This window comes from Hansschlegelia sp. KR7-227 (assembly GCF_049446035.1).
Lineage (GTDB): Bacteria > Pseudomonadota > Alphaproteobacteria > Rhizobiales > Methylopilaceae > Methylopila.
Genome location: NZ_JBMSEA010000001.1, coordinates 2,681,882 through 2,706,517 on the forward strand (window position 1 = coordinate 2,681,882; position 24,636 = coordinate 2,706,517).

Annotated in this window: 26 protein-coding genes, 1 tRNA gene and 1 pseudogene; 9 read left to right on the forward strand and 19 right to left on the reverse strand. The window is 67.3% G+C overall.

All coding sequences use genetic code 11. The annotated features are described in order from the left end of the window. Positions 1 to 132: 132 nt before the first annotated feature. On the reverse strand, positions 133 to 447 hold the full coding sequence (locus ACO2RJ_RS12650) for a hypothetical protein (RefSeq protein ID WP_423268362.1): 315 nt from the start codon (positions 445 to 447) through the stop codon (positions 133 to 135). Positions 448 to 708: 261 nt separating this feature from the next. Here ACO2RJ_RS12650 and ACO2RJ_RS12655 point away from each other — a divergent pair. Beyond that, a tRNA-Ser gene (locus tag ACO2RJ_RS12655) sits at positions 709 to 798 on the forward strand. Between the two features lie 272 nt (positions 799 to 1,070). Here the strand turns inward: ACO2RJ_RS12655 and ACO2RJ_RS12660 are convergent. After that, positions 1,071 to 1,811, reverse strand: coding sequence for a hypothetical protein (locus tag ACO2RJ_RS12660; RefSeq protein ID WP_423268363.1), 741 nt, complete (start codon positions 1,809 to 1,811; stop codon positions 1,071 to 1,073). A 161-nt stretch (positions 1,812 to 1,972) separates the two neighbouring features. Here ACO2RJ_RS12660 and ACO2RJ_RS12665 point away from each other — a divergent pair, with 161 nt between their 5' ends. Beyond that, positions 1,973 to 2,758 (forward strand): DUF1353 domain-containing protein, encoded by a 786-nt coding sequence (locus ACO2RJ_RS12665; RefSeq protein ID WP_423268364.1) that lies wholly within the window; start codon positions 1,973 to 1,975, stop codon positions 2,756 to 2,758. A 15-nt stretch (positions 2,759 to 2,773) separates the two neighbouring features. Here ACO2RJ_RS12665 and ACO2RJ_RS12670 read toward each other — a convergent pair whose 3' ends face one another. Genes ACO2RJ_RS12670 through ACO2RJ_RS12680 form a run of 3 tightly spaced genes read right to left on the reverse strand, consistent with a single transcriptional unit; the run spans position 2,774 to position 5,855 of the window. Next, complete coding sequence (locus tag ACO2RJ_RS12670) at positions 2,774 to 3,412, reverse strand: NrsF family protein (RefSeq protein ID WP_423268365.1); 639 nt, start codon at positions 3,410 to 3,412, stop codon at positions 2,774 to 2,776. 33 nt (positions 3,413 to 3,445) lie between these two features. Further along, positions 3,446 to 5,443, reverse strand: a complete 1,998-nt coding sequence (locus ACO2RJ_RS12675) for a hypothetical protein (RefSeq protein WP_423268366.1) — start codon at positions 5,441 to 5,443, stop codon at positions 3,446 to 3,448. Between the two features lie 46 nt (positions 5,444 to 5,489). Continuing rightward, entirely contained in the window at positions 5,490 to 5,855 is a 366-nt protein-coding gene (locus ACO2RJ_RS12680; RefSeq protein WP_423268367.1) for a hypothetical protein, read from the reverse strand. Positions 5,856 to 6,176: 321 nt separating this feature from the next. Here ACO2RJ_RS12680 and ACO2RJ_RS12685 point away from each other — a divergent pair, with 321 nt between their 5' ends. Next, on the forward strand, positions 6,177 to 6,755 hold the full coding sequence (locus tag ACO2RJ_RS12685) for a cytochrome b/b6 domain-containing protein (RefSeq protein WP_423268368.1): 579 nt from the start codon (positions 6,177 to 6,179) through the stop codon (positions 6,753 to 6,755). After that, positions 6,752 to 7,531, forward strand: coding sequence for a molybdopterin-dependent oxidoreductase (locus ACO2RJ_RS12690; protein WP_423268369.1), 780 nt, complete (start codon positions 6,752 to 6,754; stop codon positions 7,529 to 7,531). Before ACO2RJ_RS12685 ends, ACO2RJ_RS12690 begins: the two co-directional genes overlap by 4 nt. Positions 7,532 to 7,536: 5 nt before the next feature. On the opposite strand, the gene ACO2RJ_RS12695 is transcribed toward ACO2RJ_RS12690, so the two are convergent. Beyond that, positions 7,537 to 8,367 carry a helix-turn-helix domain-containing protein gene (locus ACO2RJ_RS12695; protein WP_423268370.1) on the reverse strand — a complete coding sequence of 277 codons (831 nt, stop codon included), beginning with the start codon at positions 8,365 to 8,367 and terminating at the stop codon, positions 7,537 to 7,539. Between the two features lie 229 nt (positions 8,368 to 8,596). Between ACO2RJ_RS12695 and ACO2RJ_RS12700 the strand changes: the two genes are divergently transcribed. From ACO2RJ_RS12700 to ACO2RJ_RS12715, 4 genes are read left to right on the forward strand one after another with little or no spacing between them, the layout of a single operon-like run. After that, entirely contained in the window at positions 8,597 to 9,367 is a 771-nt protein-coding gene (locus ACO2RJ_RS12700) for a TIGR04282 family arsenosugar biosynthesis glycosyltransferase (RefSeq protein ID WP_423268371.1), read from the forward strand. Between the two features lie 39 nt (positions 9,368 to 9,406). Next, positions 9,407 to 10,471, forward strand: coding sequence for a radical SAM/SPASM domain-containing protein (locus ACO2RJ_RS12705; protein WP_423268372.1), 1,065 nt, complete (start codon positions 9,407 to 9,409; stop codon positions 10,469 to 10,471). 17 nt (positions 10,472 to 10,488) lie between these two features. Further along, on the forward strand, positions 10,489 to 11,226 hold the full coding sequence (locus ACO2RJ_RS12710; RefSeq protein WP_423268373.1) for a glycosyltransferase family 2 protein: 738 nt from the start codon (positions 10,489 to 10,491) through the stop codon (positions 11,224 to 11,226). After that, positions 11,223 to 12,074: a uridine phosphorylase gene (locus tag ACO2RJ_RS12715; RefSeq protein WP_423268374.1), complete on the forward strand. Its 852-nt coding sequence runs from the start codon at positions 11,223 to 11,225 to the stop codon at positions 12,072 to 12,074. The genes ACO2RJ_RS12710 and ACO2RJ_RS12715 overlap by 4 nt, the downstream gene beginning before the upstream one ends. A 47-nt stretch (positions 12,075 to 12,121) precedes the next feature. Here ACO2RJ_RS12715 and ACO2RJ_RS12720 read toward each other — a convergent pair. The 12 genes and pseudogenes from ACO2RJ_RS12720 to ACO2RJ_RS12775 all read right to left on the reverse strand — a co-directional run. Further along, a pseudogene (locus tag ACO2RJ_RS12720) lies at positions 12,122 to 12,598 on the reverse strand (NrsF family protein); the annotation flags it as partial. Between the two features lie 247 nt (positions 12,599 to 12,845). Next, positions 12,846 to 13,526, reverse strand: coding sequence for an HAD-IA family hydrolase (locus ACO2RJ_RS12725; protein ID WP_423268375.1), 681 nt, complete (start codon positions 13,524 to 13,526; stop codon positions 12,846 to 12,848). Between the two features lie 468 nt (positions 13,527 to 13,994). Beyond that, positions 13,995 to 14,231: a hypothetical protein gene (locus tag ACO2RJ_RS12730; RefSeq protein ID WP_423268376.1), complete on the reverse strand. Its 237-nt coding sequence runs from the start codon at positions 14,229 to 14,231 to the stop codon at positions 13,995 to 13,997. A 247-nt stretch (positions 14,232 to 14,478) separates the two neighbouring features. Continuing rightward, complete coding sequence (locus ACO2RJ_RS12735) at positions 14,479 to 15,117, reverse strand: NrsF family protein (protein WP_423268377.1); 639 nt, start codon at positions 15,115 to 15,117, stop codon at positions 14,479 to 14,481. A gap of 5 nt (positions 15,118 to 15,122) precedes the next feature. After that, entirely contained in the window at positions 15,123 to 15,665 is a 543-nt protein-coding gene (locus ACO2RJ_RS12740) for a sigma-70 family RNA polymerase sigma factor (RefSeq protein WP_423268378.1), read from the reverse strand. Positions 15,666 to 15,820: 155 nt separating this feature from the next. Then, positions 15,821 to 16,507 (reverse strand): PAS domain-containing protein, encoded by a 687-nt coding sequence (locus ACO2RJ_RS12745; RefSeq protein ID WP_423268971.1) that lies wholly within the window; start codon positions 16,505 to 16,507, stop codon positions 15,821 to 15,823. Positions 16,508 to 16,790: 283 nt separating this feature from the next. Next, positions 16,791 to 17,657 carry an ABC transporter ATP-binding protein gene (locus tag ACO2RJ_RS12750; protein WP_423268379.1) on the reverse strand — a complete coding sequence of 289 codons (867 nt, stop codon included), beginning with the start codon at positions 17,655 to 17,657 and terminating at the stop codon, positions 16,791 to 16,793. Further along, positions 17,654 to 18,481 carry an ABC transporter permease gene (locus ACO2RJ_RS12755; protein ID WP_423268380.1) on the reverse strand — a complete coding sequence of 276 codons (828 nt, stop codon included), beginning with the start codon at positions 18,479 to 18,481 and terminating at the stop codon, positions 17,654 to 17,656. The genes ACO2RJ_RS12750 and ACO2RJ_RS12755 overlap by 4 nt, the downstream gene beginning before the upstream one ends. 4 nt (positions 18,482 to 18,485) lie before the next feature. Further along, the gene (locus tag ACO2RJ_RS12760) at positions 18,486 to 19,343 is read right to left on the reverse strand and encodes an ABC transporter ATP-binding protein (protein ID WP_423268381.1); all 858 of its coding nucleotides are present in this window, start codon (positions 19,341 to 19,343) and stop codon (positions 18,486 to 18,488) included. Next, complete coding sequence (locus ACO2RJ_RS12765; protein WP_423268382.1) at positions 19,340 to 20,233, reverse strand: ABC transporter permease; 894 nt, start codon at positions 20,231 to 20,233, stop codon at positions 19,340 to 19,342. Before ACO2RJ_RS12765 ends, ACO2RJ_RS12760 begins: the two co-directional genes overlap by 4 nt. Before the next feature lie 67 nt (positions 20,234 to 20,300). Further along, positions 20,301 to 21,419, reverse strand: a complete 1,119-nt coding sequence (locus tag ACO2RJ_RS12770; protein ID WP_423268383.1) for an ABC transporter substrate-binding protein — start codon at positions 21,417 to 21,419, stop codon at positions 20,301 to 20,303. Positions 21,420 to 21,482: 63 nt separating this feature from the next. Beyond that, a complete protein-coding gene (locus ACO2RJ_RS12775; protein WP_423268384.1) occupies positions 21,483 to 22,568 on the reverse strand; it encodes a carbon-nitrogen hydrolase family protein in 1,086 nt (361 codons plus the stop codon). A gap of 127 nt (positions 22,569 to 22,695) precedes the next feature. Here ACO2RJ_RS12775 and ACO2RJ_RS12780 point away from each other — a divergent pair, with 127 nt between their 5' ends. Beyond that, positions 22,696 to 23,607, forward strand: coding sequence for a LysR family transcriptional regulator (locus ACO2RJ_RS12780; RefSeq protein WP_423268385.1), 912 nt, complete (start codon positions 22,696 to 22,698; stop codon positions 23,605 to 23,607). A 90-nt stretch (positions 23,608 to 23,697) separates the two neighbouring features. On the opposite strand, the gene ACO2RJ_RS12785 is transcribed toward ACO2RJ_RS12780, so the two are convergent. Continuing rightward, positions 23,698 to 24,621 (reverse strand): AraC family transcriptional regulator N-terminal domain-containing protein, encoded by a 924-nt coding sequence (locus ACO2RJ_RS12785; RefSeq protein WP_423268386.1) that lies wholly within the window; start codon positions 24,619 to 24,621, stop codon positions 23,698 to 23,700. Between the last annotated feature and the right edge of the window lie 15 nt (positions 24,622 to 24,636).

The following is a 24,636-nucleotide window of genomic DNA, read 5'->3' on the forward strand; positions in this document are numbered from 1 at the left end:
GATCTCTCCTCGCCTGTTCTTCTCAGGCCGATTGCCACGCCCAAGGGCGGCGGGCAAGAGAGGCGGCGGGCAAGAGAGGCGGCGGGCAAGAGCAGGACGCGGCGGTCGGCTGCGGAACGCGCGCGGTAAGCGTCAGGGCACGACGCCGACCGTCCGGCGGGGGCGCCGGCCCGCCAGCATCAGCAGCACGCCGATCCCGCCGAGCACCGCGAAAGTCGGCAGCGAGAGAAGGCCGGAGAAGGCGTCCGACGCGATGGCCGTCCCAAGCCCGGCTACAAAGGCGCGCGCGCGCTCCAGGGAGTCGGCGGAGGCCGCCGCCCAGGTCGTCGCCGCCGGGGTGAAGGCGACCGCGCCCGCCGCGATGGAGCGCGTGCCGTCGATCACGAGGGCCACGAATCCCCCGGCGAGAATAAGGAAGCCGAGAAGGCGAAGCAGGAAGCGGATCATGGGCTGTGCGAGTCCTCACCGTCTCTCGCGCGGGCCAAGCCAAGCCGGCGCTTTCACAAAGCATGGCCCCTGCGCCATTCGAGGGCAATCCGGCGGCCGGAACAAGAAGGCCCCTGAAACGTCAGGGCCGACCCGCAGCGCCTCCGCGCCCGACCTTCGCGCCGCTCGCCGCAGAAATGCGCCTCCCACGCCGCCGTTCGGCGCCCCGCGCCCCGGCCGCGTCTTGTGTTGCCGGCCGCCGCTTGCTAACTCCGCGACCACGGAGGGGTGGCCGAGTGGTTGAAGGCGCACGCCTGGAAAGTGTGTATACGGGAAACCGTATCGCGGGTTCGAATCCCGCTCCCTCCGCCACGACCCAAGTTATTGTGACGACTACGATTTCTTCCGGATTGGCGCAAATTCCGCCGTCCATCCGGACGTTACGGGCGCGCTCACTAAGGCACGCTCGTCAGAGACCATTTCACGAAGACTTCGGCGAGCTCCTCCACCGAAGTCTCGCACCGGCCTTTTAGTGGTACGGCAGTCTCCTGGGATATCTTGCTTGGGCGAACAGTCACCGAATTGGGAGGCGGAACGAGAGAAACCGCCCGCGGGCGGCTTCGGTCGAAAAACTCATGGTCTGATCAGACTGCGCGTAGCCTCTGACGCTGCCCCTGCCAGTCGAGCGGAAAGCGCGTGTCTGCCATCAGCTTGCTGGCGGTCAGATCGGGATATCGCCCGGCGAGCACTCCTGCGACGATGTCCGGAGCGAGGAAGCTGATGCGGACCAGGCGGGTTACGTAGGAAGCGGTGAGGTTCTCCTCCCGCGCGACGTCGTCGATGCTCGCCCGGTCGTCGATCAGACGGTTTCTGACGATGTGGGCGCGCGTTAAGAGACGGATCAAGCTGGCGTCGGCGGGCGCCTCGTCAGCCCCGCCTTCCAGCACGAAGCGGAGCTCGTTCCCGCGCTGCTTTAACCGCACCGGGACGGAGATGATCGTCAAATCTTCATCCAGGCGATCCGGGGGCGGGTGAGGAGCGGACGAGCCTTCCGGGTCGATCAGCCGGCCCTGCAACCCCCATCGATGGACCGTCAGCTCGACGCGGTGCGGATGCACATCGATGCGCGGGACGAACGCGAGCAGCGCGTTGCGGACGTCCGAAGTGGCCAGCGCCGGCCACCGTGCCGCGACCTCCTGGCCAAGTTGGACCAGCCGACGCTGATCTCCCGCGTCGCGGCTCGTTGATGAGCCTGCGTTCACTGTCGTCGTGGGATCAGCGAGCATCCGCCCGGCGCGGTCCCGCGCCAATTGCTCCAGCGCCGGCGCGGGGAGGCGCAGGCCTGGCGTGTCGGCCTTCGCCCCGCTCACCAGATGATGGGACACGTAATATCGGTACCGAACGCTTTTTTGACCGCATGGCTCGGCGTCAACCGTTGGCCTGTCGCGTCGTAGACAATGCCGGCGAGCAGGCTCGGTTCGGCGGCGTAACGACGCTGTCTCGGCTTTCGTACCCGCAGGAGAGCGCAGTCGCGTAAGAGGTTGCGATGTCGTGGGCCGTCAACGAAACCGTCTGCGAAGCGCGGCCGCCGGAGAGGCGCCGTGGCTGGCAGGCTCACGCAAAGGCCTCTGTTCTGGGGCTTGTCGTGGCCCTGTCGGCGGTCGCTACGCCCCGGCCGGCCGCGGCTCAATTCGTCGGCGACCTAGCGTTTGATCCAGATGGCTGCATGACCAAGCGCGAATGCATTCTCAGGCATCCGCTCCGGTTTATCGACGCCGCGAAGCGGATCTGGCAGGCCAACGCCGGCGACGTTACGGACGGCGCGAGCATTCCAGAGTGGGCGCAGAGGATCATCGGCGGGCCTTGGGATTTATCTTACCTCAAAGCCGCGGTGCTTCACGATCACTACTGCACAAAAAAAGAGTTCTCATGGCGGGAGACGCACCTCATGTTTTACGAGGCGCTGATCAATCTGGGCGTCAACGAGTACAAAGCCAAGCTGATGTACTATTCGGTCTATCTCGGCGGCCCGCGATGGCTCGACGTGGTCGGGCCGACCTGCGGCGAGGGGACCAAGACGCCCTGTGGCGACGCAAAGCCGCCCGCGATGGCGAAAGTCGGCGAGATCGCCCGCGAAGCTCGCTACGACCGGATGGACATGCACAAAGAGATGGCCGACGCCTCGGCTTTTATGGACGCCAATCCCGGCGCTTCGCTTGGGCAGTTGCGCGCGATGGCTGACAAGAAACATCCGGACGATCCCTTCCTGAAGCAGGAAGGCGCGATCCAGGCCGGCGAGCCGGCCGATCGCTTCATGCGCTCGATGAAGTGACGAACAGCTGGTGCGTCACCATCTCAGCAGCCGGGCGCCGGCCACAGCGCCCGTGGCCGCGACGGCTCCGATCGCGAGCGTGTACCAGAGGGCCACGAACAGCGGCGAGTCGTCGGGGCAGCTCGCGGCGTAGAACGTCGCCGCGATCGCGCCCGCCAGCAGACCCGCAAGCGCGCCGCTGAGCGCGGGCGAAGAAGGCGCGCCGCGCCTGAGCGCAAGCAACAGCCCGACAAGCGGCGCCGCGGCGAGCAGCGGGATATTGACGAGGCAGACCATCGCCATGCTGCCCACCGCGCGGGTCGTCCATAAATTCGCGGGCACGGCGACGAGCTCCGCCCCGACCGCCGCCAGCATCAGCGCCGGCGCCGCCGCCATCGCAAGCCCCCTCGCGCGCGTGGCCAGGCCAGGCTTAGCAAGCTGCAGCGCAAGCATCGCCGCGGTCCATGCGAGCAAAGTCGTCACGATGAACTTGAAGGGGAAGCGAAGCGTCGCGAGCGCGTCCGAGACGTCCGCCCGAACATCGAGCCGCAGCGCGAACATCGCGCAGCCGCCGGCCGCCCCCGCCAGAAGCGCGAGGGCGAAGGCCCTTCCGACCCGCTTGGGCCGAGAACCCGCGTCCGCGCTGATCGCGGCTATGAGCTGTTTCGTTTCCATCCGCTCTTTATTACGCAGGCGCAGGTGGGTCCGTTACGGTTCGCTTTCGTTCGGCCGTGCACTGAAGCGATAAATCCGCCATGCGCCGGGGCTCTCGTCCAGAAGCTCGAAGCCGGCGTCTTGCGCAAATGCGCCGCTGCTCCAGGCGCCGTCGGTCGCTGTCACGACGACGAGCCGGCACTCGTGGCTTGCGAACAGCCGCCGCACCGTCTCCGCCGGCGCCGTTCCGTCGAACGCCGCGCGGAACGCCTTGTCGTCGCGCTCGACCACCGCGCGCGGTGCGGGCGCGAACGGTCGCGCGAGCTCCCATCCAGCGTAGCAGGACCGCCGGTCGGAAAGCAGCGCCCATGAGATGTTGACGGGCCAGGGGGTGACGTCGGCGAACAGATCCGGACTATTGGCGATCCGCTCGGTCGGCCCCGCTTGGCGGCGAACCGCGCGCCAGAGATCCGGGGACCGTCCGAATGCGGCGACCGACGCCGATGGCCGCCCGGCGGCATTCTGGCTGAGAACGTTCGCCGCGCCATGCGCGCCTGTAAGAAGACATGCGACGGCGGCGAGCGTCGCGATCACGTTAAATGGCCGCGCTGTCCAGCGCGAGAGACCGGCCGCCGCGAACGCCGTCAGCACGATGACGCCCGGCAGGATCGCGCGCCAGCCGAGGTCGTTGTTGAGGATCGTGCTGACGAGAAGCCACGAGACGCCGAACGAGACAGTGGCTACGAGCGCGCAGGCCACGGCGAGCCGCCTGGCGTCATGCGAGACGCTCCGAACTCGCAGCGCCCCGATGAGCGCCAGCAGGCCCGCCGGATAAATCGCGGGAATGTCGAGCGGGAGCTGCACCAGCCAGAACCCGATCAGGTCGAGCGGCCGCCGGGCCGCGTCCCAAATCGCCGGCCCGAACACCTCGTATGGGTGGACCGCGACCGGCGCTCCCTCCGCGCGCAGGGCCGTGGTTCGGGCGAGCTCGATCAGGATCGGCGACGATGCCGCAAGCGCCACGGCGGCGGCCAGCAGCACCCGAACGACAAGACGTCCGCGGAGTTCCGCTTTGGTCAAGGCGACGGCGCCGACCGCGGCGGCCGCGAGCACGAACGTCACGCCCCCGACCCAGATCGAGGCGCCGAAGCCGGCGGCCGCCAAAAGACCGAGGATGACGGGAGCGAGCCAGCCGTCTGCGCCTTGCAGGTCCCGCAGCAGCAAGAGCGCAACCACGACGCAGCCCGCCGCCGCGACGTGCTGAGGCGCCCATGTCGCCTGGACGAGAAGCCCGCCGAGATCCGGATAGTCGGAGAGCCAGGTCCCGAAGACGTCCTGCCCGAACAGCGCCGTGAAGAGCGGCCTCGCGGACGCGGTCGCGGTGAGCGCGAGAGCCCAGTAGGCCGCCGCCGATCGGCCAGCGACCGCGACGGCGAGCGCTATCGCGAGCGAAATCGTCGCGAACGCTGTGAAGGCGGTGAGTCCGACATCGGCCTCCCAGCCAGAGACGCCGGGAACGAGCGTCAGCATCGCGGCGGAGAAGTGCCAGAGGTAGTAGTAGGCGAGGGCGGACCCGCCAGCGCCGCCATAGAACGGGTTCTGGGCAGGCACGCCGGAGCGGACGATCTCGTCGATCATCGCAACCTTGGAGTGATCAAAGATCGGAGCCGCCAGCATGACGCCGTCAGCGGTCTCCTTCGGCAGCAGGGCCGAAGCCGGCACGATGGCCAGCAGCGCCGCGACGAATAGCGCGAGCCTTGGGATTCCGGCGTCTTCGGCCGATTTTGGCCGCAAGGATACACGCGACAGACTGAAGGCGCTCGTGGCGAGCGTCGCGCCGGCGAGGGCTGCGGCCTGAACCGGGCCGAACCCGACGACGCATAGGATCGGAAGCGCGAGGGCGCTGAACGCCGCCCAGCCGATGGTCGGCGCGAAACCGATGGCGAGACCGCGGTTCGGAAACAGCCGCAGCGCGATCGGCAGGCCCGCCACCAGATAGAAGACGAGCGCCACGACTGCGGCCCCGGCCGCGGCGAGCGGAGAGGCCATCATGAGCGTCCGTCTGAAATCGAAATGGTGGTCGCCCCGCCGGTGAGGCTCAGTTCTTGGTCAGCCCGACCTTGACGACGTCGCCGCCCGCCAACGGCGCGGCGTCCCCGTCCTCGAAGGTCGGCCAGGCTTCGAGCTGCTCGGGTGAGATGTCCATCACCACGACCTGCCGGCCGAGCATCGCGACGCCCGCAAGCGGAAGGGCGATCGGCCGGCCGCCGAACCCGAACCATCCGCCGTAGCGGATCACGATCGTCGGGGCGCCGCCTGATCGCACCACCTGTTCCGTCACGCCGAGGCGGCCGAGGCGACCGTCCAGGACCGGAATGCCGACAAGGTCGGAGATCAGCACGGGCTGGGGAAAGCGGCGCGCGGCGTTCGCCTCGAGCCGCGCGAAATCGACCGGGGGCGCCAACTCTGCCGCCCAAGACGACCCTGCGGCGAGGACGAGCAGGAGCGCGGGCGCAAGTCTAGTCACAAATGTCGGCGCAAATCGCGGCATCGCCTTAGCGGTCCTTTCCCACAGCGTTCACCGGCGAACCATGAGCCGAGCGGTCGGGCCCGTTCAAGGCAGGCGACCTCGAAGGCGGCGATCAGGCGCCAAAGCCGGACCCAAGGGCACCCGAGGAAATGCATAGTTCCGAATATGACAAGCGTCGCAGAGCACACCCCCATGCGGGGGCCCGCGGAACCGGCCGGAAACGCCCGGCCCCTACATCCGCTGCCGATCCGGATCATGCATTGGATCAACGCGATCGCGATGGTGATCATGATCGGCAGCGGATGGGAGATCTACAATGACGAGATCATCTTCGGCTGGCTGACGTTTCCCAAATGGGCCGTCATCGGCCCCTGGGCCGCGCCCGCGCTGCAGTGGCACTTCTTCGGCATGTGGGTGCTGGGTCTGAACGGGCTCGCCTATCTCGCCTACGGGATCGCCACCGGCCGGCTCCGCCGCAAGCTCCTGCCTATCAGCCCGCGCGAGTTCATAGCCGACGTGAAGGGCGCGTTGAGCTTCCAGCTCGCCCATGACGACATCACCGTCTACAACGCGGTCCAGAAGGTGCTTTATGTCGGCGTGATCGCCATCGTGATCGTGCAAGTTCTGTCGGGGCTGGCGATCTGGAAGCCGATCCAATTCCCGACGCTCTACAAACTCTTCATCGATTTCCAGAGCGCCCGCCTCGTCCATTTCATCGGCATGGCGCTGATCTGCGGCTTCGTGCTCGTCCACGTCTCACTCGCCTTGCTTGTGCCGAAGACGCTGGTCGCGATGGTGACGGGCGGCCCTCGCACGCCGGAAAGCAAGCCATGAAAACGCCCTCCGCCTTCCGCCCCACAGGCGGGGTCGACCAGACGCCGCTCCTCGAAAACCGAGCTCTCGTCGAGAACGTCAACCGACGCATGATGCTGCGCGGCTCGTTGAGCTTGGGCGCGCTCTCGATGCTGACCGGCTGCACGGTGTCGGACAACTCCTCCGTCCAGAGCGCGCTTCAGGCGGTCTCGGGGTGGAACGACCGCGTGCAGGCCTTCCTGTTCGACCAGAACCGGCTGGCCCCGACCTATTCGGTCGCCGAGGTCGTCAAGCCTCCGCGCTTCAACGCCTTCTATGGCCCCGAAGACATCAAGCCCGTCGACGGCGCGCGTTGGCGGCTGGAACTCGCCGGGCTGATCAAGGACCGGCGGAGCCTGACCCTAGAGGACATCTATGCCATGCCGGAGGAGGAGGTGATCATCCGGCACATCTGCGTCGAGGGCTGGGATTACATCGGCCAGTGGTCTGGCGTGCCGTTGCGGGTGTTCCTCGAGAAGGTCGAGGCCGACGTTACGGCCAAATACGTCGCGTTCCTTTGCGCCGACGGCTACTGGGGCTCGATCGACATGCCGACGGCGCTCCACCCCCAGACGCTGCTCGCGACGAAATACGCCCGAGAGATCGTGCCCGACCCATTCGGCTACCCTCTCCGGCTGCGGACCGCCACAAAGCTTGGGTTCAAGAACCCCAAGTGGATCACCTCGATCGAGGTAACCAACGAGTATCGCGGCGGTTACTGGGAGGACAAAGGCTTCAATTGGTTCAGCGGGATCTGAGGCGGTCAGCAGCAGCCCGCGCGGCTCGCCCTGTAGTCCGACGGATCGATGTCGAACCGGCTCCGGAACGCGCGGGAGAAATAGCTGCGGCTCTCGTAGCCCACCGCGTTCGCGATCCGCTTCACCGGCAGGTCGGTGCTGGCCAGCATGCGGGCCGCGCGGTCCAATCGTATCTCCCGCAGGAAGTCGATCGGCGGACGGCCGAGCGCGGCGCTGAACCGCTCGGAGAAGGTCGAGCGGCTCATGCCGGCGATCCGCGCCAGAACGTCGAGCGTCAAGGGATCCGACGGACGCTCGATCATCGCAGCGACAGCGCGGCCGAGCCGGTCGTCCCGGAGCGCGGCGATCCACGGCAGCGCGGCTTGCCCTCCGGACGTGAAGGCGTCGCGCATCAGCGTCACCAGCGCCTGCTTGACGATGCAATTGGCGAGCGCGCGGGAGCCGAAGCCCGGCGAAGCAAGTTCGCTCATCAACGCCAGGAAGGCCTCCCGCATCGGTCGCCCCGCGAACGAGGTGGCCATCGGGCCGCGCAGGCCGTCGAACGGGCCGGCGGCCCCGCCGAACGACCCCGCCACGCTGCCATAGGCGACCTTGAAGCCCGGGCTCGGGTCGAGCCTGCAGCGAAGACCTCCCGGAGCAAGCACGAACGCATCCTGATCGAGCGCGAGCGCGGCCTGGCCAGGGGCCGAGAGACGTCCCGAGCCGGACAGCACGTAAAGCGCGAACGGTTCGCTCTCCGCGTCGAGGGACGTCGACAGCCCGGCCGAAAAGGCAAGGACCGAGAACGGTCCAGCCGACACGTTCAACGCGACAAGAAGGTGGTCGAAACCCGTCATCGGCTCGCGCTCCTGAGGTCGCGCCGCAGCCGGGCGGCAGCGTTGCGGATCCTCAGCGTCTACGGGCCGGACATGCGTTCCGTTACGCCGGGCAGAAATCGAGACGCCGCCGTAACGGGATCGGCCGCCGCTTCGTACTCCTACTCGACGCGCAAAGAGGAGACGGCGCCATGCGCTCAGCTCAGGTCACGATCGCGATCCGGACATCATCGCAGCCGAGGGGGCGCGCTTGATTGCACGACAGGCGGCGTGGCGGGCCGAACCCGCGGTCCACGCTGTTGCGGTGATGGCGAAGGCGTCGAACCCCGGCCTCACCAAGACGAGGCTCTGTCCACCGCTGACATTCGAAGAGGCGGCGGCGTTCAATACCGCCTTCCTGAAGGACGTCGCGGCCAATGTGGCGCGGTCCGGCGCCGATCGTTCTGTTGCGACCTACATGGCGTTCGGTCCCCCGGGCTCCAAGGCGTTCTTCGAGCGGGAGCTTCCCGCCGATATCGGGCTGATGGAGATCTGGCGGCCGAATTTCGGGGACTGCCTCTGGGCCGCGACCGAAACGATGTTCGAGCTCGGGCACGCGAGCGCCTGCGTGTTGAACTCCGACAGTCCCACTCTGCCGTCCGCACTGCTGATAGAAATGTACGAGGCGCTCGAGGCGCCGGGCGATCGCGCGGTGCTGGGGCCCTCGACCGACGGCGGCTACTACCTGCTCGCTCTGAAGACGCCGCGCCGCCGGATGTTCGAGGACATCGCCTGGAGCACGGACGCGGTCGCGGATGAGACGCGCCAGCGCGCCGCCGAGATCGGGCTCGAGCTCGTGACGCTGCCCGATTGGTACGATGTCGACGACGTGGCCTCCCTCCGCGCCGTTACGGGCGAGTGCCTCTACGACCGGCCGTTCTCGAACCTGCATCCGCCCTCGCCCGCTCCCGCGACCGCGGCGGCGCTCACGACCCTGCTCGCGACGCCTGATGGCGCGCGCCGCCTCGGGCTCGTCTCGTGAGGGCCGCTTTTCCGTTTTCTCTGACCAAGGAGGCAGGCCGTGGCCGTCTTGACCGCCGAGCGCGCTGATCCCCGCCGCTACCACGAAGTCGTTCCCGCGCGCCACGACGCGGAGCCGACGCAACCTCCGGTCTGCCTCTATCTGGAGACGACCAACCGCTGCAACCTCCTCTGCACCACCTGCCCGCGCACCTATGAGGAGCTCGAGCCGCCGGCCGACATGAGCTTCGAGCTGTTCAAGTCGATCGTGGACCAGTCGCCCAACGTGCAGCGGGCGGTGCTCCACGGCGTCGGCGAGCCGATGCTGGTGAAAGACCTCCACAGGATGGTCCGGTACCTCAAAGACCGCGGCGTCTACGTGCTGTTCAACACGAACGGCACGGTGCTGAACGCCAAGAACGGGCAGGCGATGATCGACGCCGGCCTCGACGAGCTGCGCGTCTCGCTCGATGCCGCCACCGCCTCGTCCTACAAGGCGATCCGCGGCAAGAACTATTTCGACCGCATCCTTCGGAACGTCCGCGCCTTCCGAGAACAGCAGGAGAAGGGCGGCCACGACCGTCCGCGCGTGTCGGCTTGGCTCACCGGGCTCAAGGAGACGGTCGACGAGCTTCCGGCCTTCGTGAAGGTCGCGGCCTCGATCGGGGTGAAGGAGGTCTACCTCCAGCGTCTCGTGTTCTTCGAGGAAGACGCGATCGGCATGGCCCGGCCGGACCAGGCCCTCTACGAAAAGCTGACCAATGAGGAGACCGCCAAGATCGACGAGGCGACGGCGCTCGCGGCTGAGCTAGGCCTGTCGTTCAGCGCCTCCGGCGCGGCGTCGGAACCGGGCATGAGCTTGAAGCGCCACGACGACGGTTCGCCCTGGTCGCTCTGCCGCCGGCCATGGGCCGTGATGTACTTCACGGCGAACGGCCGGGCGCTGCCCTGCTGCATCGCGCCGTTTTCCCAGCGGGGCTACGAGAACTACACGCTCGGGGACGCAACCCAACAGTCCTTGCGCGAGATCTGGGAAGGCGCGGCCTATCAGAGCTTCCGCGATGACCTGCTGTCGGACAAGCCGCCGGCGAGCTGTGCGAACTGCGGCATGCGGTGGTCGCTGTGAGGCCCGCAGCGCCCGACATGCCGGCCCTGCGCGACCTCAGGATCGCGGTGGTGATCCCGACGTTGAACGAACAGGAATCGATCGGCGCGGTGGTGGCCGAGATTCCGCGCGACTTCGTGGCCCGCGTCATCGTGGCGGACGGCGGCAGCGCGGACCGCACCGTCGAGGCCGCTCGCGCGGCCGGCGCCGAGACGCTCGACGCCGGCCGCGGCTACGGCCGCGCATGTCTGACGGGCGCGCATGCGGCGTCCGACTGCGACCTGATCGTCTTCATGGACGGCGACGGCGCAGACGACCCGGCGATGATCGCCGGGCTCGTCGACCCGCTGCGGCGCGGAACGCAGGACTTCGTCATCGGCTCGCGCACCCGCGGCGAACGCGAGCCTGGCGCGATGGCCTGGACGCAGGTGGTCGCTGGCCGCCTATTCGGCCTCGGCGTGCGCGCCCGCTACGGCGTCGGCTACACCGACATGTGCGCCCAGCGCGCGATCCGCCGCGACGTGCTGCTCGGGCTCGGCATGAGCGAACTCGGCTATGGCTGGAACCTCGAGATGCAGATGCTCGCGGCCCGCGAGGGCTTGCGCGTGCTCGAGCTGCCTGTCCCGTGCCGTCGCCGCATCGGGGGACAATCCAAGGTGGCGGGATCGTTCAAGGGCGCGGTCACGGCCGGTTCGCGCATCGTCGCAACCTTCGTGACGGTCGCCCGGCGCGGACGCGCCGCCACGTCTCTCACCCGGGGCGCCGCCGGACGATGACCAAGGCCAACGCGCTCGCCGCGAACTCACTCGAACCCGACTCCGCCCCGACGCTGCTGACGAAGACCGACCACGCCGAGCCCTCGTTGTTCGATCCGGCCAATATGCTGCGGGAGGCGCGTCGCCAGAAGAACCTCGCCATCGGCGAGGTGCCGGGGGCCTGCCTGCTCGACCCTGACGGCGACGTCGTCGACTATGTGCGCGCCCATCGCGGCGCGGTTCTGTCGCCGCACTGGGCCTGCTACCACACCGAACTCTGGGAGTGGGTCGAGGCAGGCGTCCGCTATGGCGTGGTGGGCCGGGCGGTCGGCGCGCCGTTCGCGGTGCTCGTCGCCGAGCAGCTCTTCGTTTCGGGCTGCGATCTCGTGGTGAGCCTCGCTTCAGCCGGCAGGATCGCCGGCCAGGACGCCAGCGAGCGCTACATCATCGTAGACCGCGCGTTGCGCGACGAAGGGACGAGCTACCATTACCTCGCCGCGGCGGAGTTCGCTTACGCTGACACCCGCCTCGTCGCCGCGGCGCTCCGCGCGCTCGGCCCCGACCCGCATGTCGAGGTGGCCGCGACCTGGACCACCGACGCGCCGTTCCGCGAGACGGCCGACGCGATCGAGGTGTCGCGCCTGCGCGGCGCCGTGGCGGTCGAGATGGAGGCCGCGGCGCTCTACGCCTTCGCCGAAGCGCGAGGCCGCCCGCTGCTGTGCGTCGCACATCTCACCAATTGTCTGGGCCTTGTCGAGGGCGATTTCGAGAAGGGCGAGTCGAACGGCGCCGCGCGATCGCTCGCCATCGCGATGCGCCTGTTCGAAGCCTTATCGCCGCTCGCCGCGCCGCCTGCCGGAGGCCGCTGACGGGCGGCTAGCTATAGAGCGTCGCGGCCGGCGACGGCCAGACGCCGTCACCATCTGAGAACTCTTGAGCCCAGGGCCGCGCCGGCCGTGCCGACGATCGCGATGGCCGTCACGTACCAGACGGCGACGAAGAGCGGGGAGTCGTCCGGGCAATGGGCGGCGTAGAAGGTCGCCCCGATGGCGCCTGCCAGAACGCCGCCGGCGAAGCCGAGGCCCGCAGGGACGGCCGGCGCCAGCCGACGCATCATGAGGAGCAGGATCGCAAGCGGGCCGATCGAGATGGTCGGCACCATCACCATGCAGAACAGCCAGTTCTGGCCGAACAGTCGCGCGCCCCAAGAGGCGGACGGCGTCATCGCGAGCTCAGTCAGCACCGCGAGCAGAAGCGTCGCGACAGACGCCCCGCCGAACGCGCGGGCGACGCCGCCTGACGCGGCGGGCCGCCCGAGCACCATGATCGCAAGGCCCGCCGTGGTCGCGACCAGCGACGTCACCACGAATTTCATCACGAATCGCGGCTCGGCGAGCGACGCGAGGAAGTTAGCTTAATTGGCATATGCCTCAGGATCATCCGCTTTGGACGATCGATTGGTTTCAGTTCTGACTCGAGGATTTCGCGTTCCGCAGCCCGCTGAGGCGGCCTTCGATCGAGCCGGAACTGAACTTTCCTGGCTTCTCGACGGCCAAACGGCTGCGTGAGTCTCGTGATGCCACATGCGTTCGGGGCGGACGTCGCTACTACCGAGGGCGGAAGTGGCGGTGCGCGTCGGATCACGATCGGGGCCCCTTGCCTGACGCTAGGAGGAGTTCCGGGAGCGTCAACAGATTACCCTCGTTTCGAATGGGCGGCGGGGCGCCTTGTGGAATGGCGTCTTGGAACCGATTAGACCAATAAACTTTCATTCCCACGGCGCCCGCACCTGGCACATCGTGGGGAGAACCGGCGACGAACAGCACATCCGCCGGATCGGAGATTCTGAGCGCCGAAAGTCCAGCTCGATATGCGCGGGGGTCGGTCTTGTAGACGCCAGCGAGTTCGGCGCTAACGATGGCGTCGAAACGATGCTCCAGGGTTTCGGCCGCAGCCTCGGCCAGCGACTGAGAACAGTTTGTCACGACCGCGGTCGGCAGGCCGATCCTCGCGATTGCCGAAAGTACGGCGCTAGATTCGGGCCAAGGGCTAAGGCCCCCCTCGATCCATTTCGTGAGCAAAGCGTCGGCTCGATATCGTGGCACTCCCGATGCATCGGCCGCTTCGCGGACGATGCCTTCGTAAGGCTGGTACGCGCCTGAGGTCGTCACGCGGCGCAGAGACTCCCTTCGCCATGCGCGGCCGAGCTCGTCGCTCCCGGCGATGTCGATCCATAAGGTCCATGAATCGATGAGCGCGGTAAGGAGATCGAACGCCACAGCCCGAAAAATGGGGATCTCCTGCGATCTGATAGTCGTCATGTAAGCTCCTCTTGGCTGAGGCGCGGGCTTTCCCGACTGCACCGTTCAGAGCGGCGAGCGCCGTCGGGGAACCACCACGCCGCGGATTTGCGGATCGGTATGAGGGCCGCGCAGGTTGATCCGGGACGTCCAAGCCCTTCCTGTCTCGCGGTCAACGACGCCGACTCTTGCCGTGTCGCGTAGCGGAGGTTGCTCGTCGTGCGGCACGGCACCCACGTGCCTTGACCGCTGACCGCGGCATCGACGACGTCGAGCCGGTCGACGGCGTCCATGCGCTCAATCCGCCAGATCCTTGAGCCGCCGTCGATAAAGTTGAAAAAAGGGTCTAAGCCGTCATTCGTCACATCCGAGAAAAGATCTCATCGAAAGTATAGCCCATCCGGCGCCGTGAACAGGCAAAGAGCGACCACATCTTCGCAGATGGGGCCGCTTTTGCTGGTTGTTTTGCAAGCTCGCTTACGGCGGGCTTCAGCCGCCGGTGACGACCCGGCCGGGGTCGTTGCTTACGCGGCCCTCGGCCGCATAATCCCAGATGGTCGGCTTGCTCGCCGGCAGGCCGAAAACCGTTGTGAGGACGCCGGTGGTCCGCTCCATCGACATCGGAACGACGTCGCGCTCGACGGCGCGGCGGTCCTGCCCGGCGAACGCGCCTCCAGCCGAGACGGCGAAAGCGAGCGCAGCAAGGGTGATTTTGGCAATGGTCATGACGCGCGTCCTCTCTGAGACGGACAGGCTGCCCGTCAATCGTTGCGGCCGGATTGGCCAGGAACAAATGAACGCGATGACTATACTAAGAGATCATCCAAAGAGCCGCTTAGTGGCCGCCTCCAACCGCGCTCGTAATGTAGTTCGCCGCTGAAAGAGGCCTCGTTACACGGAACATGATAACAAGCCCGTGAGCCCTTGCAGGTGCGGTCCGATCAGCGTCGCGGCCGGCGACGGCCAGACGCCGTCACCATCTGAGAACTCTTGAGCCCAGGGCCGCGCCGGCCGTGCCGACGATCGCGATGGCCGTCACGTACCAGACGGCGACGAAGAGCGGGGAGTCGTCCGGGCAATGGGCGGCGTAGAAGGTCGCCCCGATGGCGCCTGCCAGAACGCCGCCGGCGAAGCCGAGGCCCGCAGGGACGGCCGGCGCCAGCCGACGCATCATGAGGAGCAGGATCGCAAGCGGGCCGATCGAGATGGTCGGCACCATCACCATGCAGAACAGCCAGTTCTGGCCGAACAGTCGCGCGCCCCAAGAGGCGGACGGCGTCATCGCGAGCTCAGTCAGCACCGCGAGCAGAAGCGTCGCGACAGACGCCCCGCCGAACGCGCGGGCGACGCCGCCTGACGCGGCGGGCCGCCCGAGCACCATGATCGCAAGGCCCGCCGTGGTCGCGACCAGCGACGTCACCACGAATTTCATCACGAATCGCGGCTCGGCGAGCGACGCGAGGAAGTTAGCGCGCGGACCGAGCAGGAGAGCGAATCCGATCGCCGCAATGACGATCGCCACGGCGACGCCGGCCAGAAGCGCCGGCGCCGGGCGTGCCGGCCGGGTGCCGGCGTCGGCCGACAGGGCTTCTATGAGCTGAGACGTTTTCATTGCGTTTAGCTCCGATAGGCAGCCGACAAGGCGGCGAGACCGCGATGGAGCGTCACGCGCACCGCGCCCTCCGTCATTTCCAGACGGGCCGCCACTGATTTCACGTCCTCTTCCTCGATCGTCAACGCCCTCACGACCTGATGCTGCTTTCCCTTAAGCACCGACAGCAAGCGGTCGGCCTCGCGGGACGACAACTGCTTTTCCTCTTCCGGGGCCGCCAAAGTCTCGGCGAAATCGTCGATCGAAACGCTTATCCGCCGCCCGCGCCGACGCAGCGCGTCGATCATCTTGTTGCGGGCGATCGCCGCGATCCATGGGGCCAAGGGCTGGCCGGGATCCCATGTCCCACGCTTCAGGTGGATGGCGAGCAGCGTCTCTTGCAGCACGTCCTCGATCTCGGCGGCGCCAAGGCTCGAGGCTGCCGCCTGGCGGCGCAGGACGGCGCGCAGGAAGGGCGTCAGCTCCAACAGAAGCCGTCGATAGGCGCCACGGTCGCCTGCATCCGCAGCCTTGAGCCAGGCGGTCCATTTCGCGTCCTTCTCAGTCACGATCTACCCCGATGTCCTTCCTATTGAGCGAGCGCGCCACCGGGCAGTCGACGCAGGCGTCCACGTCACAGAGGCGGCAAACCGAGGAGGCATGGTCGACGTCGCGGACGATGCCGATAAAAGCTTTCTCGGCCAGGCGCTTGAGGGCGAGACGGTCAGTCGCGCCGGTCGAAACGCGCAGAGAGAGTCGCCGTGCAGCTGTGCTCGCCGGCGGGCGTCCGATGAAGAGCGACGGCGCGCCGATCTCCAGCGCTCGGACGCCGTTCGATCAATCCGGGGGCGGCCAGCCGATTGACAAGGCGGACCGCGCCCGGATGCGAAGGCGCCAGGGCCCGGCGCGGCAGCTCGATCGACATTCCGGGCTCGTGGCGCAGCAGTGAGCGCCGAAGCAGCCTGTCCAGGCTCGGGAGCCTCGGCCTCGACCCCGCGCAGCACCGTATCGGACAGTACCAGGGCCAAAGTGCCAAGAGTGTTATCGGCGCGATGATTGTGCATCGCGACATTATATATGCGCGGTGCATATATGCGAGTGCGAAGACCGTGAATGCTGGTTCGATGGCAGTGGAGCGTGCCTTAGACGAAACGCCGCACGGCGGACTGACGATTGGCGCCGCCGCGCGCAACAGCGCGGTCGCCGCGCATCGGCATGCTGCGCGCCCAGTACCCAATACTGACGCGGACGAAAATCCGCACTCCGACCCCCCGGCCTCGGCTGGCCTTTTGGGGGCGACCGCGGTCTCGTCGATCTTGCGGCCGACGATCTGGGAGGCTGACCATCCGAACAAAGTCTCGGCCGCCCGGTTCCAGTACAAGACCGTGCCGTCCGGAGCGCAGACGAGGATCCTTTCCGAGGCGAGTTCGTCGACAGGTCCGACTTCGCGCCGATCTCTTCAGGTGCGCGCCTCTTCCTCGGCATCCCGCAGTCCTCCAAATGGCCAAAAGCCATATCTCAGGAAGGACCACTTCTCGGGGGGCAGACCACCGCCACCCGCCCGGTCATCTACGCCTATGAACATCGAAGGAAGGCACGCTCGGCGGGCTCCTATCGGCGGGGCTCTTAACGCGAGCTACTTCGCCGAAGCCGTGCGCCCGCCCGAAAATCCACCGACCTACTCGCAGTAGCGGTCAACTGGCATCTTTCGAGCGAGCAAGACTATCGCCAAGCGCTCCCCTGAATGACTTCCTCGCCTCCTCGTGGAGGATATCGATCGCCTCGCGCTTGATGTCGTTCGCCCGGTCGTCTTCGTAGAGTGTCGCGGCGGAGCGAGGGCGAGGCAGGTCGATGTCCATCATCCGTCGCACACGCGCCGGCGCGTTCGACAGGATGATCAGTCGATCCGCGATGAGCAGCGCTTCGTCGATCTCGGTGGTCACGAACACGACGGTGCGCGGATTGTCGGCGTAGAGCCGCAGGAAGTATTCCTGCATCAAGCCTTTGGTCATTGCGTCGAGGCCGCGGAACGGCTCATCGAGCAACATCACGGCAGGATCGTTGATCAGGGCGCGCGCGAGTTCGACGCGTCGTTGCATGCCGCCGGAGAGCTGGCCCGGATATTTCTCCCCGAAAGTCGCAAGGCCCACGCGCTCCAGAACGTCCGTGGCGAGCGGCTCGATATCGCGGGAGCTGCGGCCTGCCGCGCGGAGCGCGAAGGCGACGTTCTCATAGACCGTCATCCAGTCGAACAGGGCCGATTCCTGAAACACCATGAGCCGATCGGACGACGGTCCGCGAACCGGCGAGCCGTCGACCGTGACGGCGCCGGCGTCCGGCCGGTCGAACCCCGCGATCAGCCGCAGCAGGGTCGACTTCCCGCAGCCCGACGGCCCGATCATCACATTGAGCCGCCCAGGTTCGATCGCGAGGCTGCAGTCCTCCACGACGGTCTTGGAGAACCGGCCCTGACCGTATGCCTTGGTGACGCGGTGAAGATCCAGCCGGCCCCGCGCAGCGTCCGCTTGGCCCGCGACCGTGCGTTTCGTCGCGGCGCTCATCGTGCGTTGATCCAGGGAGTGAGGAGCGCGCCCGCCTTCCGGACCGCCGCGCTGCACAGATAGCCCGCGATCCCAATGCTGATCATGCCCACGATGATGTCGTCATAGGCTCCGCCGAGATAGGACGCCCAGATGAAGTGGCCGAGGCCGCCGCTGTTCGAGCCCATGGCGGAGGAGCCCGAAATGATCTCGGCCGCCACCACCACCTCCCAGGTGAGTCCGATCGCGATCGACGACGCGACCACGATCGAAGGCGCGGTCGCGGGCAGCACGATGCGGCGGAACACCGTCATGCGCGAGGCGCCGAGCGAGCCCGCCGCCTCGACGAAGCGCGGATCGATCGACTGCGCGCCCGAGAAGACGTTGATGGTGATGGTGAAAAACGCGCCGAGGAAGGTGATGAACGTGATGGCGCCTTCCTGCGTCGGCCAGAAGATGATGGCGGCCGGCACCCAGGCGAGCGGCGGGATCGGCCGGATCACCTCGAACACCGGGAAGGCGAGCGCCCGAAACGTCCGATTGGTGGCGAACAACAGGCCGAGCGGCACGGCGGTGACGAGCGCGATCAGGAAGCCGCCCATGACGCGCGCGAAGCTGAGCGCCCAGCTGATCCAGTAGCCCGGCTGGGTCACCACGCGGGCGGCGGCCATGGCGACCTCGACCGGCGACGGTAGGGCCCGCACGCCGGGAACCCCGATCCCGGTCCACTCGTCGAGGCGCGCGCCGACCTGCCAGAGCAGCGCGCAGACCGCGAGCGCGACGACCGCGCGACGGAGCGCGTAGGGGCTGCGGGCGATGGCGACGCCGGTGGGTCCTGCGGCCATAGCGTCAGCCCTCCTTGTCGCCGGCCTGGAAGGCCGCGACCGCCTCCTGCCGCACGGCCTCGTGGGTCGCCTCCATCAGCTCGCGAAAGCGCGGGCTGGTGATGACGGAGCGGTCGCGCGGATGGGGGATGTCGACCTCGATGATGGTCTTGGGTCGACAGGGGCGGGCCGTGGAGATCACCAGCTTATGGCCGAGGAACACCGCTTCCTCGAGGTCGTGGGTGATGAAGAAGATCGTGACCTTGTTGCGGTAGTACACCTCGAGCAGCGCCTCGTGCATGACCTGCTTGGTCAAGGCGTCGAGTGCGCGATAGGGCTCGTCCAGCAGCAGCACCCGCGGCTCGTTGATCAGCGCCCTGGCGATCTCAACCCGCCGCCTCATGCCGGACGAGATTTCGCCGGGGAAGCGTTCGGCGACGTCGTCGAGGCCGACTTCCGCGAGCATGTCCCGGGCCCGCGCCTTCGCGGCGGCCTCCGTCATCGTCCCCTGCATCGTCGGGCCGAAGGCGACGTTTTCGAGGTTGGTCTTCCAGGGAAACAACGCGCCGTTCTGGAACACCACGACGCGATCCGGGCCGGGTTCGGCCATCGGGCGGTCGGGGCCGCAGATCCTTTCGCCGTCGATCACGATCTCGCCCGCCGTAATGTCGTGGAAGCCCGCGATCGCGTTGAGCAGCGACGTCTTACCGCAGCCGGAGGGGCCGACCACCATGCAGATCTCGCCGGCCGCGACCTCGAACGAGCAGTCGTCGACGGCCGTCACCTGCGAGGCGCCCGAGCCATAGGTCTTGACCACGTTGCGGATGCTGATGGCGCCGCGCGATGCGGGCTGTGGGACCGGCTTGAGGGCGGGGGCGGTCATCGTCCGGCTCCGATCTCGCGCAGCCGCCAGGCCATCAGCCGGTCGCCGACGAGCCTCACCAGCGCCGAGGACGCATAGCCGACCGCGCCCAACGTGATCATGCCGATCGCGATCGTCGGGTACTGGATCTTCGCGTAGGCGGTGTTGATCAGATAACCGAGCCCAAACTCGCCCGACACCATCTCGGCCGCCACCAACGAGAACCACGACACGCCCATCGACACCTGAAGACCGGTGAAGACGTGCGGCAACGCGCCGGGCGCCACGATGTGTCGGAAGATCTGCCGCGGGCTGGCCCCGAGGCAGCGCGCGGCGCGCACCACCGAGGGATCGATCGACTGCACGCCCGTCATGGTGTTCAGCGTCGTGACGAAGAAGGCCGCGATGAAGGTCAGGAACACGACCGAGGTCTCGCTGCCGCTGAACAGGATGATCGAGATCGGCACCCAGGCCAGGATCGGGACCGGCCGCAGCGTCTCGAACACCGGGAAGACGTATTCCCTGAAGCGCTGCGACCAGCCGAGCAGCAGACCAAGCGGCACGCCGAGCAAGGTCGCGGCCGAGAACGCCGCGACGATCCGCTTCAGGCTAACGAGGATGTGCTGGTAATACTCGGCCGTGAACAGAGAAACGCCGTACATCGGGTCGACGCTGGTCCACTCGACGAAGACCTCGACCAGGCCCGGCAGCTTCGCAAAGCGCGGCAGCCGCCACACCTCCACGGCGAGGTGCCAAGCGAGCAGGAACGTGGCGAAGCCGGCGATGGAGAGCAGCAGCCTCGGCGAGACCCGGAACGGAAGCCGAGCTACGGTCTTCCCGGTCTGCGGGCAGGCGCTCGCCGACCCGGCGGCGGCGCCTCCGCCTCGCGCCTTTGCGTCAATCTCGGTCATGCGTTCGTCGATCCCTGCGGAGCTGCCAACGCGACGGCGGGCCTTCCCGCCCGCCGTCGCCCGCGCGTCAGTTCGAGGCCGGGGCGGCGCGCACCTCGCCGATCGGCGAGGTCAGGCCGCGGCCTTTCAGCACCTCTGCGGTGAGCGTCGGCTCGATCGCGTCGGCGCGCAGCTTGTCGACGTTGATGACTTTGTTGGCCTTCAGGAAGGCGACGCCCCTGTCGACGAGGTCGTTGACGTCCTTAGTGATGGCGTAGGGCAGATAGAGCCGGACGTCGCTGCCTCCCCATTCCTTGGGGTAGGCGCCATAGATCGCGTCGTGCAGGCCCTTGTCGGTGAAGCCTCTCACACGGCTCTTGACGATCCCCACCATCTCGGGCGCATTCTTCGGGTCGGCCATCCAGAGCTGGGCGTCGAGTTCGGCTTCAAGCCAGGCCTTCGCCACGTCGGGGCGCTGCTTGATCAGGTCGGCCTGCATCACCACGAAGCCGCCATCCATCTCGCCGATGGTCGCGCCGGACGCGACGCGCCGGGCGAGACCTTCGGCGACGAGGTTCGAGGCGTTCGGCTCCCAGACGGCCGCGGCGTCGAGTCGGCCGGATTTGAAGCCGGAGCTGATCACCTCGATATTCTGGTTGAGGTAGGAACTGGGCTCAGTGCCGGTCCGCTTGAACAGTTTCTGGACGAAGTCGTCGGTGCAACTGCCCTTGGGGGTCGCGACGGTCTTGCCATCGACCCACTTCAGCGCTTCGTCGGCCGTCTTGAAGTCGGGCGCGTCTTTGCGCACCAGGAAGGCGTAGCACTGGTCGTAGGCCATGGCGGTCGAGGCCACGATCCGCACGTCCGCGGCCTGGGTCTTGGTCGTGGCCGTGAAGGCCGGCAGGTCTCCCATGTAACCGACATGGGCCTTGCCCGCGAGCATCTGGTTCACGACAACCGCGCCCTGCAGCCCGACCATGTATTCGACGGTCGAGCCGGCGGGCAGGTGCTTTTTCCAGAGCTCCTTGCCGGCGTTGGCGAACACCGACCACACCTCGGCGTAGCAGCAGGGATGCGCCACCACGAGATGGATCGGCTCGCCGGGCTTGCCGTAGTCCAGCGCCGAGGCGGCCTGCGGCAGTAGGCCGGCCATGACGATCACCGCCCATGCCGCGAGCTTCGTCTTCAAGCGTCTCATCGATGTCATGGAGGCGTCCTCTCAGGTCCAGGGCTCAAAATGAAGTGCGGCGGGCGATCCGGACCTCGACGGTCAGGCCGAGCCGTTCAGCAGGCGTTCTGCGCCCCAGGCGTTCTCCCTGACGATCCCGCGCTCGTCCGCGAGCGAAGCGCCGTCGTGTTGTCGCGCGTCTTCGGCGTCGTCGACGCCCTCGAACCGCACCGGGCGGTTCGAGGAACGGTCGACGGTGAGCTTGAAGACGTCGAAGCGGTTGTAGGCGCCGGCGAGATCGTGGAGCTGCTTGGGCTCCACGCAGGCCTCGGTGTCGATGTCGGCGTAGAGGATGCCCTCCTCCTTCTGAATCGTCCCGGCGATGACCTTGCCGGTCGGCGACATCACCATCGAGACGCCGCGCGGACTGTCCGTCAGCACCCGACGCGCCTCCGGGTCGTCCTTTGCCATGTCCTCGATCATCGCGTCGTCCATGAAGGACGACACCACGATGTTGAACACCTTGGCCTCGAGGCAGTGCGCGTTGGCCCGCACCCGGATGCCCTCGGCGACGTCGTAAGCCATCTCCTTGGGATCGTAGGCGGGCCAAACCGGCGGGTAGGACGAGACGTGGACCTGTTCGCCCTGAGCGATCATCGTGAAGCGGGCGAGCGGGTTGAAGTTCTCGCCGCAGATCAGCATGCCGATCTTGCCGAGTTCGGTGTCGCAGACGCGCAGTCCGGCGCCGTCGCCGTTCGCCCATGACAGCTTCTCCCAGAAGGTCGGGACCAGTTTGCGGTGGTGGTTCAGGATCGCGCCGTCCGGACCGATCAGCAGGTTCGAGTTCCAGATGCAGCCGACGCTGGCGGACGAGCCCTCGTTGATGCCGATCGAGACCATCACGTCGTTGTCTCGGGCGGCCGCGCGGAGCCGCGCGACCTCCGGGCCCGGCACCTCCATGGCGGAGGCCGCCAGCCGGCGGAACCAGGCGTGGTTGTGGATCGGGGCCCGGAACGCGCTCCAGATCGGGAAAGCGGAGACGAATGTCTCGGAGAACGCCACCAGCTTGGCGCCGCTCTCGGCGGCCTCGCGGATCAGCGCGCAGGCCTTCGAAACGGTCCGAGGCGTGTCGAGGAACACCGGCGCAACGTGCATCGCCGCCGCCTTGAATTGCCGGTATTTCGTCATCGCGGACCCTCATGCGCCTCGAAGAGGTCTGCAGTCTGGAAGGCGAGCGAACCAACGCAAAATATTAAATATGGAGGTTGTCCATAGGACAGTCCTATGATCGCTCCGCTGGGAGCCAGGGCGCGCCATGAACTACACGCTGCGGCATCTGAGATATTTCGTGGCGGCCGTTGAGGCGGGGTCGATCTCCCAGGCCGCTCGCGACCTCAACATCTCGCAGCCGTCGGTGTCGTCCGCGATCGATCATCTGGAGCGGGAGGTCGGCGTCGAACTGCTGCTGCGCAAGCGGCCGGTCGGCGTGCTGCCAACAGCCGCCGGGCGCGACCTGATGCGCGCCGCGCGGCTGCTGCTGAACCACGCCAAGGAGTTCGACGCGGCCGCGAGCAGCCTCTCGGACGCGATCGCCGGCGAAATCCATGTCGCGTGCTTCGTGAACATCGCGTCGGTGTATCTGGCGGCGATCCTGCGCTCGTTCTACGAGCGCCATCCCAACGTCACGGTGCGCTGCCACGTGGTCGACCAAGGCGACATCTTCGAGGGCATCGACAGCGGCCTCTACGAGACGGCGCTGACCTTCGACCTCAACCTCACCAGCGACTACTCGGTCGACATCGTGACGGAGTTGCCGCCGAGGCTTGTCGTGTCGCATCGGCACCCGCTGGCGCAGCGGGCCACCGCCTCACTCGCCGACGTCGCCTCCGAGACCTTCATCTTCCTCGATCTGCCGCACAGCCGGGACTACTTCCTCTCCCTTTTCCACACGCTCGACATGCATCCCGCCCGGCTGATCCCTGTTGCGTCGTTCGAGACGATCCGGGCGCTCGCCGGCAACGGGCTCGGCTACTCACTCCTCAACATCGAAACCCGCACGGCGATGAATTACGACGGCACGCAGGTCCGCTACGTCACTCTGACCGACAAACTGCGTCCGCTGCGCATCTGCCTGCTGACGCCGTCCGGCTCGGCGTCGCGGCGCGCCGTGAGGACGTTCAACGACCATGTCAAGTCGTTCTTCGCGAATCTGAGGCTCACGAGGTGACGGGCGAAATCGAGCTCCATAGAAGCCCGCTTGGCGCCAGAAGCAGACGATGATGCGTTCGCGGAAAGCGGACCCCTGCGCCTCGTGACCTTACATCCCTCGGAGATGCTCAAGCGCACGGGGCGGCAACTGATCGGAGTTCACGCTGCCCGGCGGCGGCTTGAAGCGCGCGACGTCGCGGACCGGCGGCATGCCGAACATGCGCGCGTATTCTCGGCTGAACTGCGAGGGGCTCTCGTAGCCGACCGAGAAGGCGATCGCCGCGGCGTCGCGGGGCTCGAACAGCAGCAACCTCCTCGCCTTCAATAGGCGCAGCCGCTTCTGGTACTGGATGGGCGTCATCGCCGTGACCGCCCTGAAGTGGCGGTAAAAGGTCGCCACGCTCATGCCCACCGTCGTTGCAAGGGGCTCCACCCGGAAGGGCTCGGCGAAATGCACCCGGATCCAGTCGATCGCGCGGCGTACCTGCGCCCAGCGGCTGTCGGCACGCGCCATCTCGCGCAGCACGTCGCCCTGCGGCCCCTGCAGGACGCGAAAGAGGATCTCGCGCTCAATCAGGGGCGCAAGCACCTGCGCCTCGTCAGGCTGGTCGATCAGCCTCATGAGACGGAGCCATGCGTCTATCAGCTCGGGAGTGGCCTTCGAGGCCTTGAACGACGCCGCGTTGCGGTCAGCTGACGTCCTGTCGGCGTCGGTCAGCACGGCGGCGATGGTGGCGGGATCCAGAGCCAGGCTGAGCGCGAGATAGGGCCGCCCCGGCCGGTCCGAGCTGACCTGTCCGATGGCCGGGAGGTCGACGGGGACGACGAAGTAGGTCGCCTCCTCGAAGCCGAGGACCCGGTCCCCGACGGACAGGCTCTTCGTGCCCTGCAAGACGAGGTGGAGCATCGGCTCATAGACCTGGTCCGAGCAGGCCTCGGCGCGGACCATCGACACGCGAGGCAGCCCGGTCGCAGTCCATGCGTCGCCCGCGCGCATGACAATGCGGCGCAGCTCGTCCATCGCGTCATTCATGTCCGGGAAGTGGGA

Bases quoted from the DNA above. Each gene is read 5' to 3' on its own strand.
- ACO2RJ_RS12690 (WP_423268369.1), top strand. From the start codon at position 6,752: ATGAAAACGCCCTCCGCCTTCCGCCCCACAGGCGGGGTCGACCAGACG.
- ACO2RJ_RS12755 (WP_423268380.1), bottom strand. From the start codon at position 18,481: ATGGCCGCAGGACCCACCGGCGTCGCCATCGCCCGCAGCCCCTACGCG.
- ACO2RJ_RS12780 (WP_423268385.1), top strand. From the start codon at position 22,696: ATGAACTACACGCTGCGGCATCTGAGATATTTCGTGGCGGCCGTTGAG.
- ACO2RJ_RS12685 (WP_423268368.1), top strand. From the start codon at position 6,177: ATGCATTGGATCAACGCGATCGCGATGGTGATCATGATCGGCAGCGGA.
- ACO2RJ_RS12715 (WP_423268374.1), top strand. From the start codon at position 11,223: ATGACCAAGGCCAACGCGCTCGCCGCGAACTCACTCGAACCCGACTCC.
- ACO2RJ_RS12695 (WP_423268370.1), bottom strand. From the start codon at position 8,367: ATGACGGGTTTCGACCACCTTCTTGTCGCGTTGAACGTGTCGGCTGGA.
- ACO2RJ_RS12735 (WP_423268377.1), bottom strand. From the start codon at position 15,117: ATGAAAACGTCTCAGCTCATAGAAGCCCTGTCGGCCGACGCCGGCACC.
- ACO2RJ_RS12730 (WP_423268376.1), bottom strand. From the start codon at position 14,231: ATGACCATTGCCAAAATCACCCTTGCTGCGCTCGCTTTCGCCGTCTCG.
- ACO2RJ_RS12710 (WP_423268373.1), top strand. From the start codon at position 10,489: ATGCCGGCCCTGCGCGACCTCAGGATCGCGGTGGTGATCCCGACGTTG.
- ACO2RJ_RS12670 (WP_423268365.1), bottom strand. From the start codon at position 3,412: ATGGAAACGAAACAGCTCATAGCCGCGATCAGCGCGGACGCGGGTTCT.
- ACO2RJ_RS12760 (WP_423268381.1), bottom strand. From the start codon at position 19,343: ATGACCGCCCCCGCCCTCAAGCCGGTCCCACAGCCCGCATCGCGCGGC.
- ACO2RJ_RS12775 (WP_423268384.1), bottom strand. From the start codon at position 22,568: ATGACGAAATACCGGCAATTCAAGGCGGCGGCGATGCACGTTGCGCCG.
- ACO2RJ_RS12765 (WP_423268382.1), bottom strand. From the start codon at position 20,233: ATGACCGAGATTGACGCAAAGGCGCGAGGCGGAGGCGCCGCCGCCGGG.
- ACO2RJ_RS12650 (WP_423268362.1), bottom strand. From the start codon at position 447: ATGATCCGCTTCCTGCTTCGCCTTCTCGGCTTCCTTATTCTCGCCGGG.
- ACO2RJ_RS12770 (WP_423268383.1), bottom strand. From the start codon at position 21,419: ATGACATCGATGAGACGCTTGAAGACGAAGCTCGCGGCATGGGCGGTG.
- ACO2RJ_RS12750 (WP_423268379.1), bottom strand. From the start codon at position 17,657: ATGAGCGCCGCGACGAAACGCACGGTCGCGGGCCAAGCGGACGCTGCG.
- ACO2RJ_RS12675 (WP_423268366.1), bottom strand. From the start codon at position 5,443: ATGATGGCCTCTCCGCTCGCCGCGGCCGGGGCCGCAGTCGTGGCGCTC.
- ACO2RJ_RS12785 (WP_423268386.1), bottom strand. From the start codon at position 24,621: ATGAATGACGCGATGGACGAGCTGCGCCGCATTGTCATGCGCGCGGGC.
- ACO2RJ_RS12725 (WP_423268375.1), bottom strand. From the start codon at position 13,526: ATGACGACTATCAGATCGCAGGAGATCCCCATTTTTCGGGCTGTGGCG.
- ACO2RJ_RS12665 (WP_423268364.1), top strand. From the start codon at position 1,973: ATGTCGTGGGCCGTCAACGAAACCGTCTGCGAAGCGCGGCCGCCGGAG.